Origin of the sequence: Paraburkholderia sprentiae WSM5005, assembly GCF_001865575.2 — a bacterium.
GTDB classification, from domain to species: Bacteria; Pseudomonadota; Gammaproteobacteria; order Burkholderiales; family Burkholderiaceae; genus Paraburkholderia; species Paraburkholderia sprentiae.
Window position 1 is genome coordinate 424,292 of record NZ_CP017565.2, and the last position, 12,891, is coordinate 437,182.

The following is a 12,891-nucleotide window of genomic DNA, read 5'->3' on the forward strand; positions in this document are numbered from 1 at the left end:
ACCGAAGCGTTGCTGTTGCCTTGCCTGTCGGCCTCATGCGCGCCGCAATTGAAGCGACATCACCCCGGGAGATGCTGCTGCGGCTCCCATGGCGTCGACATCATGTCACACTTTGACGATCAAGATTACGGGAGCGAAGCCAGGGCAACAGATCACTGTGCTGAACAATGGGCGTCCCGTGACTATCGCCGTTGCACCGAGTGACCGCGCGATGCCCTTGTCGAAGAGCGAATCGGTCCAGGCTGGTACCGACTATAACGCGACGCTGCAATCGGCATGGCACGGTACAAGTCTTAAAGACGGCGCCTATTGTTACGTGCGCAAAGGACAGGGTATCGCAAATGATGATGTGAGCATCAGGTTCCAGTGCGGGCCTGCCCCGAGCTCCATTGTCCTGTCCGGGGGGTGCAATACGGTCAATCGTATAGGAACTGGTCATTGGCGTATCCAACTGTCGTAAATGGAGAGCTTTTCTACGAGGCACTGTCAAAGGGAGCCCGTCGATTGATACGATGGCAATGTTGGGGACTCTGTTCGACGGCAGGGCGATGCATTCGACTAGGGATATCGGTACCGCCGAGCATCGGAAAGCGAGCATGTCGCTAACAATTAACCCACGGACAACCTCAAGGATTAAGATGCGGCCTCATGTAATCTGTCACATGATCAGCTCGGTTGACGGGCGCTTGGATCTCGATCGCTGGACACCACCGGTGGCCGGCACGCCAGATGGACTCGCTTTTCGGGTCTATGAAGGCATAGCATCCCGGTTAGGGGCGGACGCTTGGATGATTGGTCGAAATACAATGGCCGAACTGGTAACCGGACCATTTGCGAACAAAGAAATCGTAACTGAGCCGCTGCCGCGCGATACCTTCATCGCATATAAGGGGGCTGGGGGCCTTGCAACCGTTGTAGACGCCCACGGTAAGCTTGAGTTCTCATGCAACTCCGTCAGGACCGATCGAATCTTGACCATTCTGCGATGCGGCGCAAATGCACGATCAGGGACACGGTCTGCACGCCAGCTGTGAGCGTGAGTGCGAAGTGTCCGACGTCGCCCGGCGCGGCTGGAAGATATGCGCGCAGCGACGGCCGCAGTGAAAGGCGCCGGGCGCGGGCGATTAACTGGCTGCGGCTCATGCCGGGCCAGCAATCAGCTACGAACTGGCGCACGGTGGCGGGCAGTGACTCGGGGACGACGTCGCCGGGCAACGCCAGGGCAACGAGTTCAAATGCATCAGCCATCGTGGGACAGCGCTCCTTCTCCAACTTCGTGCGAAGCAGACCGGCGAACACTGCTGCCCGCGAGCTCAGGAGCCCGTATCTGCCATCGGGTTCGATCTTGCCACAAGTCGCGACAGGAATACCTCCGGTATCCATGCCCGACCATTCACTATGGTTTGCACCACCGCCTTGATGTTGCAGGAGGCGCCAATGCTGCAATCGCTTGCTGACTCCGTGCACGACCGTGCCCCGCGATGGACGACGGCAACAGGATCGAGGCGTTACCCGACATCGCGACCTGATCGGGACGTGGCAATAATGCTAGCCTTCCATCTGGCGAGCGCATGCGACGTGACGAACCAGATCCGAAAGTTGCAACGGGCAAAAGGTGAGCTAGAACCAGGTGCATTCTTCACCAAAGGATCGCTCACCATGCAAATGCAAAGCTGGGTAGGAACGATTGAGCATGAATGGCATCAGTTGCGCCGCGCCGACCCTACCCTGAATGTTGAAAAGTTTTCCCGTCACGTCATTGCAGCAAACAGGACTGGCTTCCTGTCGCCCGAGTCGCTTGCCGCCATCGCCAATGCTTTTCTCACCAGCACGCTCAATCGTGCGCCGCACCTGGGCCGCTGGTTGCTCGAGCGCATCGGCGCGAACCGGCATCCAGCCTAGCGGATGGCAATGGCCATTTCTCGTCACACCAACGGGAGGCGAGGCGGACCTTGAGAGAGGTAATGCGATCTTTGACGATGTGATGAAGGATGAGACCGCGGACGGCCATCTTCGCGGCATGGCCGCCGCCGCGCTGGCCGATAGCGCACGGCTCGGGGGGGGGCGTGCAGGCGGATGTGAGCCGCGCGCTCTCGCTCTATGAGCAGGCGATCAAACTGGGACACAAGGCCTCAGCACACAATCTCGGGCTGTTCTGGGAGGGCGCATGGGGGTGCAGAAGACAACAGCGTTATCCCGGACCGCACGAAGGCCATACAGAGCTATCGGCGCGGTGGAGATGACATACGTTGCCAACGCCGTCTGGCAGCGCTGCGGTGAAGCAGCCCTACCGTCTGCCAGTCGAGCCGGGGGAGAGGTTAAGAGGTGCAAACGCGTTGGGCGTGGTCGCAGATATGCGCCGGCAGGCAAACTGATGCCGCATTCGCCGGCGCCCGAATTGAACCCGTCAGATCCGTGTGTCGTCAGAACCTCACGCTTCGCCAGGCGCATTCGTAATGACACAAAGCACTATCGGCGCCCTCCCCCTGGGACGTGCATTAGGGATTGGCGACATCTGGCACCCGACGGACGCTCCCGTCAATGGCTACCGGCGAGGTAACGGAGAAAAGACTCGCCGTGCTTCGTGATGCGGGGGCGCGCATCGTTCGAATGCAGATCCTCGCGAAATGCAAGTTGAAGGGATCACGGCGTCAATTGACGAGCAGGCTTTCCTGATCGATACCAGCGATGCGATTCAGCAAACGAGCTGCGTACGCTTCCGTAGCACTTCGGAGGTCAACAGGCTCATGCGTCGTCGGCGATGTGAGCGCGTATAATGCCTGGCAATCGGAATCATTTCGACCTGAAGAAATCCGGCCAGACTTTTCCGCGGCTGACTGCGCAAGTGGCCCCTTTTTTCCTGACCACCGACGGATCAACCGCCGGCGGGAGCCTTTGCGCTGAACGTGATAGCGCCGGCGAATCGATCTTCCATCGCCTGCCTGATATTGGAAAGTTTTCTTTTGACCGGTGGAAGGGAGACTATGCGTTGCTTTACAGGTCGAGCTTAACCAGATCGCGACTGGAAAATGCCGACACTGACCAATACCGCGCTATGTTTGGTTCCCCGCGTACGTTTTCGCCCGACGGCGTCGTTGACGCGTCCAATGCCAGCATCGCCTCATTTATAATCAAACGGTCAGCAAACCAATGATCGCATGGAGCCCTACTATATGAGTCAACCCCGCGGACGAGATGCGGGATCTCGGGACAGCGGCCAGCGCCAACCTCGTCACGTGAAGAAATCTCAGTCCAACCGGCAGAGACAACCGTACGTGAATGCACCTGCTCGAGACTCCGCCCAGACTGCCTCCATTTTCAAAAGCCGATCGTTCCAGTTCCTGATCGATACGGTGGGTGCAGAGAATATCGCCCTGGGACTTGGATCGAACATGTCGCGAGTGGCCGAACTGACGAGGGGCGAGAGGTTCACGCCTGAGACCGCCTTTCACATGGAAACCACGCTTGGGTTGCCTCACGGTTTCTTTGACCAGCCCAATCCTGCGCTCGCGGCCGAAACCATTGCCCGCCTGAAATCACCGCTCGACTTCGTTCAAACAGACGACGAACCGGAAGCAGTGTCGGAAACACCCATGCCGGCGTCCGCCCTGAACGGCGGCCAGCAATCATTTCTTAAAGATAGTCTGTCCGAGGAAGCGCAAATGCCGAAGAAAGCAACGGGCGGGTCGCCCAGAGCTGTCAGGAACCGTCGAAGTCAGATGGCCGAGCCGCATACCCCTCATGCGCCGCGAAAAGGTTTGCCCTCGAAACACAGGACATCTCCTGGAACAACCCAACAGCAAGGGCTGGCATTAGACGACAGGGCCTCGGTAGAGAACATTCGACGCGCTAATCTCCATATTCTCACGGGTCGCAACGGATCGAAAGCAAAACTTGGTGTAGTCATGGCGATGAGCGGATCCAACATGGCCCATCGGCTATATGGCAAGAAACGCATGGACGATGTCGAAGCCAACCGCTTCACCGAGCGACTTGGTTTGCCAACTGGCTGGCTGGACACGCCGCGCTCCGAAGCTGACATTCCAGAGGCGGTGTCGCGTCTGCTTACGCCTGCTTCGCGCGGTCGTGCATCCGTTGAACAGCATGAGCCGCTCGCGGCCGCGACGAAGGATGGCGTGCCAGTGAACCCCGCACAAGTGAAGGCGCACACTGGGCGCGTGCGGGCAGCGGGCCGGACCGGTCCGGACAGCCCCTCTCCTGTTTCGGCGGATGTCGCCGGAGCGAAAGAAACGATCGTCGTCAGCCCACAGGATCATGTCAGTGCTGCCCCCGACGAGCTTGCGGGTGGCTCGCCAGAAGAAAGTGATAGCGAACTCCCGGCAGCCACACCGGCGACCTCTGAGTCGCTCCCGGCCGCCGCACCACCGCAGCGCAGTCCGGCGCTGCTCTCCTTCGCTTCCGTGACCAGCCTGGATAATCTTCACGGTATCGAACCGATCGCGGAAGCCTTGATCAAGACGCTGGCAGGTAAAGCACGCACGGGTCGACTGGACGAACTGAAGGCGCTGGAACTTCTGCAGCAGGCAGTCCTGTTGTGAGTCGGTAGCGTGCCACGACCCACTGTGCAATGACGCATGAAGCGCATCGAGGTAACCCGGCCCCGGTGCGCGCCAGGAATCGTCCTGTTCCTGATCGACGGTCGACTGCGAACCCGGTCCTCAAAGACAGCGCAACGCGCCGACGGCCCCGGCCCGTGGCTCAATGGTCGAGAAATTGCCGTAGCTTGCCGGCTCGAGCCGGGTGCATCAGTTTTCGCATCGCCTTGCTTTCGATCTGCCGGATCCGTTCGCGCGTCAGGTCAAATTGTTTGCCGAGTTCCTCAAGCGTATGGTCGGACGTGGTATCGATTCCGAAACGCATCCGTAGCACCTTCGCTTCACGGGGCGACAGCGCATCGAGCGCCTCATCGATCGCTGCGCGCAGGTTCGCATGCACGGCCGCGTCCGCGGGCGATGTCGCCATTGGATCTTCGATCATATCGCCAAGCGTCGCGTCGGCGTCCTCCCCCACGGGCGTCTCGAGCGACGCCGGTTGCCTGGCGACCTTCAATATGCCGCGAATCTTCTCTTCCGGCAGTTCCATGCGCTGCGCAAGCGCCGCAGGATCAGCCTCGCGTCCGGTCTGCTGCAGAATCTCGCGCGAGATCCGGTTGAGCTTGTTAATTGACTCGATCATATGCACTGGCACGCGAATCGTGCGCGCCTGATCGGCAAGCGAACGCGTGACGGCTTGCCGCACCCACCACGTTGCATAGGTCGAGAACTTCCAGCCGCGTCGATATTCGAATTTGTCGACGGCTTTCATCAAGCCGATATTGCCTTCCTGAATCAGATCCAGAAAATGCATGCCGCGGTTCACGTACTTTTTCGCGATGGAGATCACAAGACGCAGGTTCGCCTCGATCATCTCGCGCTTCGCCTGCCGCATTTTCGACTCGGCCGCCATCATCTGCCGGTTGATCTTTTTCAACTCTTGCAGCGGCAGCCCGGCGTTCGCTTCGATATCGATCAGCTTCTCCTGTTCGGCCTGAATCGCAGGCAGACTGCGTTCGAGCGCGGCGCCGTACTGGCGCGACCGCGCGGCCATCCTTTCGGTCCACCCAAGATCGGTTTCGTGCCCCGGGAACGACTCAACGAACTTCTCGCGCGGCATCCCGCACCGGTCAACGGCAATCTGTAAAATGCGCCGCTCGACCGCTCGCACCTGTGCGACCTGTTGCTGCACGTCGGCGCACAGCCGGTCGATGGTTCGCGCCGTGAAGCGGATGGGCGCCATCTCGCGTCGGATCGCTTCACACACGCGTGCGAAGCTTGCGTGGCCCTTGCCTTGCGCGGCGCCGGCATGCGGGATCTGATCGAACAACTCGCGCACTCGCGCAAATATCGCGAGACTGTCGCTCGTGAGCTGTTTCAGACGCGCCTCGTTCGCCTTCGCCGAATCCCCCTCCCCGATCTCACTGTCCTCATCTCCCTGCTCGTCGTCGCCATCGGCGGTATCCGCGTCAACATCCGGTGTTTCAGCCGGGTCCGACACTGACAGCTCGGCCGCTGCAATGTCTTCATTGAGACCGTCGACCACTTCGTCGATGCGCAGTTCACCGGTCCCGATCTGCTCTACACTCGAAAGGATCGTGGAGACAGTCGCCGGGCAGGCGGCAATTGCCTGGATCATTTCGTGAAGACCATCTTCGATGCGCTTCGCAATCTCAACCTCGCCCGCGCGAGTCAACAATCCGGTCGCGCCCATTTCACGCATATACATACGCACGGGATCGGTCGTGCGCCCGAATTCAGAATCGACGGTGGAAAGAGCGACTTCCGCTTCCTCGTCGGCCTGGTCGTCCGACACGGCTGCCGGCGCAGCGTCGTTCAGGAGCAACGTCTCCGCGTCGGGCACCTGCTCGTAGACCGCTACGCCCATGTCATTGAAGGTGCTGACAATGGTCTCGATTGCAACGGTCTGCGCGAAGTTGTCCGGCAGGTGATCATTGATTTCGGCGTGAGTCAGGTAGCCGCGCTCTTTTCCTAACTGGATGAGCGCGCGCATCTGACGCTGCCGCTCTTCGTCCTGCAACACCGTGGACACTGCGTCCGTCGGTAGCACGGCTGCGGCGGCCCTGGCCTTCGATGCGCGCCGAGCCGAAACATTCGGTGCGGATGCGGCTGTTTCCGGTCCGGAATCTTCCCGATCAAAAGTTGCCATACATTCTCCTCGGACAGGTTTGCTCGGCGAAAGCGAGACCCGGCAGCCAGCGCACGGCGGCCGGCGAGGCGCACACGTTCACGGAGGCAGGCGGCCACCAGTTGTAGGATCGCAGCGAGCAAGAGACGCGGCCTGCCGACAGGCGCGGGCCGGTTGAAATAGAGCACAAGAAAACCACTGCCTAAAATTATAGCACCAGTTGCTGCAGTGCACCACTGAAGCGCACTTTGCCGGCCCGAGATGCTTTCTGCGCAAGCAGGCCTTGCCAGGCGCTCGTCGCGCTATGGGCGGGGGCAGCGTATTGTCCTCGCGGCTGCCGCTGTGCACGGCAAGGGACTGCTGCCCAAGGAAACCGAAGCCGGCGTGGGGTTCTGGGGCGCGATGTACATCCCAGTCGTGGTGGCAATGGCCGCCAATCAGAACGTCGTGGCCGCGCTCAAGGGCGGACCCGTCGCGCTGCTGTCGGCGCTGGGCGCGGCAGCTGTCTGCGCAGGCTGCATCGCCGTTCTGTCTCGCACCGGTCACGACAGCAAGTCGTTCGTGAACGTTCCGCACCTCGAAGAAATCTGAAGCAAGAGTCAGCCATGTTCCAAATGATCGATAAGGTTCTGATCCACAACGGCCTCGTCACGGCGTTCGCGCTGGTGGGGCTCATCATGTGGGTGTCGCCACTGACCTCGCGCAAGCTGACGTTCGGGCGCGTGCACGGCTCGGCTATCGCCATTGTGATCGGCCTCGTGCTCGCTTACTTCGCCGGCGCGTTCACTGGAGGACAAAAAGGTCTGGCGGACCTGCCGTTCTTCACCGGCGTCGGCCTGATGGGTGGCGCGATGCTGCGGGACTTTGCCATCGTCGCAACCGCCTTCGAGGTGCAGGCGACCGAAGCGCGAAAGGCCGGGATGATCGGCGTGGTGTCGCTGCTGCTCGGGACCGTGCTGCCTTTCATCGTCGGCGCAAGCATCGCGCATGCGTTCGGCTACACGGATGCAGTCAGCATGACCACGATCGGCGCCGGCGCCGTCACGTACATCGTGGGACCGGTGACGGGCGCGGCGATCGGCGCAAGCTCGGATGTGATCGCGCTTAGCATCGCAACCGGTCTGATCAAGGCGATCATCGTAATGATCGGCACGCCGCTCGCAGCCGGCTTCATGGGGCAGAAGACACCGCGCTCCGCGATGATCTTCGGCGGACTGGCCGGTACCGTGAGCGGAGTCAGCGCGGGACTGGCCGCGACCGATCGGCGGCTCGTTCCCTACGGCGCGCTGATCGCGACATTCCATACGGGCGTAGGCTGCCTGCTCGGACCTTCGTTACTGCTCTTCGCGACGAAGGCGCTGATGGGCGCCTGACCGGTCAGGGAGAAACCCCGTTCAAACGCCGATGACGTCCCTCGCCCGCATGACCTCGTCTGAATTTCCGCGCTGGAAGGCATCCGCTCGACGTCCGAGGTGCCTGCATGGGCTTCGCCTGAATGGATGCGGATCGCGCCGGCCGTCGTGCACCGCGAGGATGTTAGAGGACGTGACGCCGTGCCGATGAGGCTTCGTGGACGCAACCGCAGCGACCGCTTCGCGGCTTTCGTAACCCGTGATCGCATCGTGCACCGCGTGACGCCGGAGGCGCTTGTCCAGGCGCGGGCGTGGTGCTCGGCCCCAGAACTGCCGGGCCTGCCCTGCGTGCGCGCCCTCGCGTGCGTCGCGCCGGAGTTCGATCGACCAGGTTTGACGTGGGGCATAACAGGTAGCGTCGGCTTCGCCCTTGCAAGCGGCGTAAGCACGCTGCGCGAGGACAGCGACCTCGATGTCGTGTTGTGCGCCGGACATGCCTTGTCGCGCGACGCTGCACGTGACGTCCTGTCGCCGCTGAATGCCGCGCCCGCGCACATCGACGTGCAAGCAGACACGGGGCACGGCGGCTTCGCCTTGGCAGAATGGGCTCGAGAGTCGGAACGAATCATGCTCAAGACGCGACGCGGGCCTTTGCTCGTCGCCGATCCTTGGACTACCGAAGCATCATGAGCGTGATATTCACATTCCCCGGTCAGGGCGCGCAGCGCGCCGGCATGCTGCACGCGCTGCCGGCTCACGCGGAGGCCGCCCGCACGCTCGAAGAAGCCAGCGACGCGCTCGGCTACGACGTCCGAACCATCGACGACACGGCGACGCTGCGCTCCACCGTCGCGGTTCAGCCCTGCCTGCTGATCGCGGGCGTCGCTCAGGCGCGCGTCATCCAGGCGCGCGGCCACGAACCGGACATGGTGGCCAGACTTTCGATCGGCGCGTACCCCGCCGCCGTGATCGCGGGCGCCCTGCCGTATGCCGACGCGGTGAGGCTCGTCGCATTGCGCGGCCAGTTGATGGAGCACGCCTACCCGCGCGGCTACGGCATGACCGCGATCATCAGCATGACGCAGCGCGCGCTCGAACGCCTGATCGCGCGAGTGTCGAGCAATGCCGACCCCGTCTTTCTTGCGAACATCAATGCGGAAACGCAGATGGTCGTGGCGGGCAGCGATGCCTCGATGAGTCGTCTCGCGGCACTCGCCAGCGAACGCGGCGCGCAACGCTGCGAGCGTCTCGATGTAGCGGTGCCGTCGCATTGCGCCCTCCTCGACGCGCCTGCAGCCGCGCTTGCCGATGCCTTCGCGACGTCAAGGTGAGTGCGCCGCACATCCTATATCTGAGCAGCAGTGCCGCGCGGCCACTTTTCGACGGCGCGCGCATCGCCGCCGACCTCGCCGGCAACATGGCGCGGCAGGTACGCTGGCACGACACGATGAGACTCGCATGGGAACGCGGAGCGCGCCTCGCGATCGAGATGCCGCCCGCAAACGTCCTGACGCGGCTGGCCAGTTCGATTTTTACCGAGGGCGTCGCGGTGAGTTGCAGCGAAACTTCGTTGCCTGACCTCGGCGCGCTCTTCGACAGAGAAAGCACAGGCGACGAGCGGTGAAGCGTCAAGCAGCGTTTCTCGTGCCAGATCCACGCCGATACGAGTAATCTTGTCCATGACTGTGCCCTTCTCAAATGGGTTGCCCAGCACCAACCATCCTGGCATATCGCCATGCCATGGGATTGGAAAAATCCTTACTAATTCGGGTAAAACCGCCAGCTGGTGACAGATTCACGCAATGCCAGTTCCAGCCTTTCACATTGCGCGAGACGGTCTTCGATCGTGCGCCGGTGTTCATTGAACGTCAGTTGTTGCCATGCGCTGTCGAACGAGAACGTACTTATCCAGCGTCGGTGTGTGGGCCCCCAGTTGGGGTGACCAAGGTAATGAATGCCGTGGGCAAGCAGAAACGATTTGAGCCTGCAGCGTGCGGCCTTCAGATCTTCCCTGGCAGCCGACCAGGCGCGTGCCAGGTCTCGGAACGCTTCGTCTTCAACCGATGGCACATGTACGGCCGAGAGGTCGCCGGCGCGTAGTGAACGCACTAGCTTGATCGCGTCGCGACGGTCTGTTTTGACGCGATCTCCCGGTTTCCGTGGAATGAGTGACGGTGCGCAGACCATGCAGTCGAAGCCTTTATCGACCAGCCTCCTGTACAACCCATATCCGCAGGGCCCCGCTTCATAGACAAAGCAGATGTGCCGCGCCTTTGTTTGCAACTTCTTGCACAACCGGTCGATATCAATATGCATGGTGCCGACCTTGCCAAACAGTTCGACTTCGCTCATGCCGATCGCGTATGCAACCGTGATCGAATCCTTATGGACATCCAGTCCTACGTACAACGTGCTATCGTTTTCCACGCTGGCCTTCGTGTCGGAACAGACCGATGAGCGGTGGCTCCATCCCCACTCAATGCGGCTCTGACAGCGATGCTAACCCGCGCTTAATTCCCCTCGGCGGCCAGCCTTGCCGAACGGGAGTCATACTGACTTTACTGTCACGCAGTCTCCGCTGCCGAGCGCTTCATCTGCGACCGACTTGAGCGGAAGGATTTTTCCGGCTCGCATCTGCTCGTCTGCCGTAATCAGGGCTACGGCGCCAAGATCGGCGATGCGTTCCTGCAAAGCCTTGGCAGTAAAGCCGCCGAAAACGACGGAGTGAATCGCCCTGATACGGGCACAAGCCTGCATGGCGACCACGCCTTCGACCGACATGGGCAGGTAGATGACGACACGGTCCCCGTTGACGACGCCCAGGTCTTTGAGCGCGTTGGCGAACCAGCAGACTCTGCCATGCAACTCACGATAGGTGAGGCGCGTTAATGCACCGCCGTCCGCTTCAAAGATGATAGCCAACTTCTCGGCATTTCCGTTTTGCAGATGTCGGTCGACACAATTGAACGATGCGTTGAGTTGACCGTCCGCGAACCAGCGATAAAAAGGCGCACTGCTTTCGTCGAGAACCTCATTGAACGGCCTTGACCAGAGAAGATTTATTCGCGCTAGGCGCGCCCAAAAATTCTCATAGTCAGCCTCGGCCTCGGCGCAGAGCGTGTCGTATGCGTCCATACTCGGAACGGTCGCCCGAATCGAAAACGCGTCGGGCGCAGGGTAAACGCGGCTTTCCCGCGTCATCGAATCAATCTTGGTCACGGTGTCTCCGCCGCAAGGCTCGGGGTGTCAACAAAGGAATTGGGCGCTCGAGCGAGCGCAGCCGCCCTCGTCGGTTCCCTACTTTAGTGTTCTTGTTTCCAGTACCGTAACCTGACCACTGCCAACAGATCAATTAACCTGAGTAACGAATGGCTAACGTCCGCGAATCAGAAGCACGCTTTATTCAAATGAAGGGGCGCTTCTAGACATGACAAGCAGCACCCAAAGTTAAGTCGCCGAATCCCTTTCATCAACACATCGAAAACCCACACTGGTACGCCGCTCCATACAAGTCAACATCACACCCAGCGGACAGTGCAGCCGTTTGAGCACCTTGTTCAAACCCGCATTCAAGCTCGTCATCGTTGATCAGCGCTTGACGAACTCCGGTGTCAAGCGCCTGACCCAACGCATGATCGTGGTACACGCCAGCACCAGTCCACGCCCGGCCATCATCTCGACCACATCGCCCAGGCTGAGCTTGTAGCGAAGGTACCAGCGCACGCACGGAACAATGATCTCACGGTCAAAATGCCGACCATCGAATAACCCCTCCATACCCTTTCCGCTTGCTGATCATCGGCTACCTGTTTGTCAGGCTGACTGCTTTAACCGAGTCCTCGAGCCTATTTGCACCAGAACCCGAATTACCTCGCACGTCCCTCTCAATCGCGCTCATTCGACGTTATCGGCGACATGAGTCATGCGAATCATGTGCGGCCGCACGCCGTCGTCCTCGTCTTGTGACGGCACCGGCGGGTGAATCAGAGCTTCAAGCCGCGACTTCGTCGCGACGAACTCGGGCGACGTGCCCTGCGAATAGTCGCGTGGACGCGATACGGGCACTTCGATCAACTCCTGCACCTGCCCCGGATTCGCTTTCAGTACGAGGATGCGGTCCGCGAGAAAGATTGCCTCATCCAGATCGTGCGTGATGAAGAGGATCGTCACGTCGATGTTGCGCCAGATATCGAGCAGATGGTTCTGCATTTTAGTGCGCGTTTGCGCATCGAGCGCGCCGAACGGCTCGTCCATCAGCAGGATGCGCGGCCGATTCGCAAGCGCGCGCGCGATCGCAACGCGCTGCTTCATGCCGCCCGACAATTGATGCGGATAAACGTTGGCGAACTTCGTGAGGCCCACCATATCAAGCCATTGCAGTGCCTCACGCTCCGCCTGGTCTTTGCCCGAGCCGTTCATGTTCAGGCCGAACATGACGTTCTTCTTCACGGTGAGCCACGGAAACAGGGTATAGCCCTGAAAAACCATGCCCCGATCCGCACCCGGCCCATCGACCGGCTTGCCGTCCAGTAGCACCTCGCCGCTCGTCGGCCGCTCGAGGCCGGCGAGAATGCGAATCAAGGTCGACTTGCCGCAGCCAGAGGGGCCGATCACGCAGACGAACTCGCGCCGATGCGTCTTGAAGTTTAAGCCGTCGAGCGCCGTGTACTCGCCCTGACGCGTCTCGAAGCGCTTTTTCAGGTCGCGAACTTCCAGGATCGTCTCTCGCGCCTTCAGGCGCGCAAAGCGCGCACGCACGGCTTCAGATTGAATCAGGTACGAGGGGACCGGTTGAGGATTTTGCACGATGAAGTCCTTGTTACGTGGCGAATCTGAT

Annotated in this window: 7 protein-coding genes and 5 pseudogenes; 6 read left to right on the plus strand and 6 right to left on the minus strand. The window is 60.7% G+C overall.

The genetic code is table 11. The features are described from left to right. Positions 1 to 954: 954 nt before the first annotated feature. Complete coding sequence (locus BJG93_RS35710; RefSeq protein WP_231337697.1) at positions 955 to 1,299, minus strand: hypothetical protein; 345 nt, start codon at positions 1,297 to 1,299, stop codon at positions 955 to 957. A gap of 138 nt (positions 1,300 to 1,437) precedes the next feature. Between BJG93_RS35710 and BJG93_RS35715 the strand changes: the two genes are divergently transcribed. Together BJG93_RS35715 and BJG93_RS35720 are read left to right on the plus strand one after the other, a co-directional pair. Then, on the plus strand, positions 1,438 to 1,902 hold the full coding sequence (locus tag BJG93_RS35715) for a hypothetical protein (RefSeq protein WP_231337698.1): 465 nt from the start codon (positions 1,438 to 1,440) through the stop codon (positions 1,900 to 1,902). Positions 1,903 to 3,173: 1,271 nt separating this feature from the next. Next, positions 3,174 to 4,559, plus strand: a complete 1,386-nt coding sequence (locus BJG93_RS35720) for a hypothetical protein (protein WP_027193622.1) — start codon at positions 3,174 to 3,176, stop codon at positions 4,557 to 4,559. 160 nt (positions 4,560 to 4,719) lie between these two features. Here the strand turns inward: BJG93_RS35720 and rpoD are convergent, their stop codons facing one another. Continuing rightward, positions 4,720 to 6,567, minus strand: coding sequence for an RNA polymerase sigma factor RpoD (rpoD, locus tag BJG93_RS35725; protein ID WP_407675380.1), 1,848 nt, complete (start codon positions 6,565 to 6,567; stop codon positions 4,720 to 4,722). Between the two features lie 477 nt (positions 6,568 to 7,044). Here rpoD and BJG93_RS35730 point away from each other — a divergent pair. The 4 genes and pseudogenes from BJG93_RS35730 to mdcH form a co-directional block, all read left to right on the plus strand. Beyond that, positions 7,045 to 7,293 (plus strand): annotated as a pseudogene (locus BJG93_RS35730) (malonate transporter subunit MadL); the annotation flags it as partial. A 14-nt stretch (positions 7,294 to 7,307) separates the two neighbouring features. Continuing rightward, a complete protein-coding gene (gene madM, locus BJG93_RS35735) occupies positions 7,308 to 8,075 on the plus strand; it encodes a malonate transporter subunit MadM (protein WP_027193620.1) in 768 nt (255 codons plus the stop codon). 126 nt (positions 8,076 to 8,201) lie between these two features. Beyond that, entirely contained in the window at positions 8,202 to 8,744 is a 543-nt protein-coding gene (locus tag BJG93_RS35740) for a malonate decarboxylase holo-ACP synthase (RefSeq protein WP_082194419.1), read from the plus strand. Beyond that, positions 8,741 to 9,678: pseudogene (mdcH, locus tag BJG93_RS35745) on the plus strand (malonate decarboxylase subunit epsilon). The gene BJG93_RS35740 and the pseudogene mdcH overlap by 4 nt, the downstream one beginning before the upstream one ends. 143 nt (positions 9,679 to 9,821) lie before the next feature. On the opposite strand, the pseudogene BJG93_RS35750 reads toward mdcH, so the two are convergent. From BJG93_RS35750 to BJG93_RS35765, 4 genes and pseudogenes are all read right to left on the minus strand, one after another. Further along, positions 9,822 to 10,481 (minus strand): annotated as a pseudogene (locus tag BJG93_RS35750) (IS110 family transposase); the annotation flags it as partial. A gap of 123 nt (positions 10,482 to 10,604) precedes the next feature. Beyond that, positions 10,605 to 11,255, minus strand: a pseudogene (locus BJG93_RS35755) (AMP-binding protein); the annotation flags it as partial. A 390-nt stretch (positions 11,256 to 11,645) separates the two neighbouring features. Continuing rightward, positions 11,646 to 11,831: pseudogene (locus BJG93_RS35760) on the minus strand (IS6 family transposase); the annotation flags it as partial. A 117-nt stretch (positions 11,832 to 11,948) separates the two neighbouring features. Then, on the minus strand, positions 11,949 to 12,860 hold the full coding sequence (locus BJG93_RS35765) for an ABC transporter ATP-binding protein (protein WP_027193617.1): 912 nt from the start codon (positions 12,858 to 12,860) through the stop codon (positions 11,949 to 11,951). Between the last annotated feature and the right edge of the window lie 31 nt (positions 12,861 to 12,891).

Bases quoted from the DNA above. Each gene is read 5' to 3' on its own strand.
- BJG93_RS35715 (WP_231337698.1), top strand. From the start codon at position 1,438: ATGCTGCAATCGCTTGCTGACTCCGTGCACGACCGTGCCCCGCGATGG.
- BJG93_RS35720 (WP_027193622.1), top strand. From the start codon at position 3,174: ATGAGTCAACCCCGCGGACGAGATGCGGGATCTCGGGACAGCGGCCAG.
- rpoD (WP_407675380.1), bottom strand. From the start codon at position 6,567: ATGCGCGCGCTCATCCAGTTAGGAAAAGAGCGCGGCTACCTGACTCAC.
- madM (WP_027193620.1), top strand. From the start codon at position 7,308: ATGTTCCAAATGATCGATAAGGTTCTGATCCACAACGGCCTCGTCACG.
- BJG93_RS35740 (WP_082194419.1), top strand. From the start codon at position 8,202: ATGCGGATCGCGCCGGCCGTCGTGCACCGCGAGGATGTTAGAGGACGT.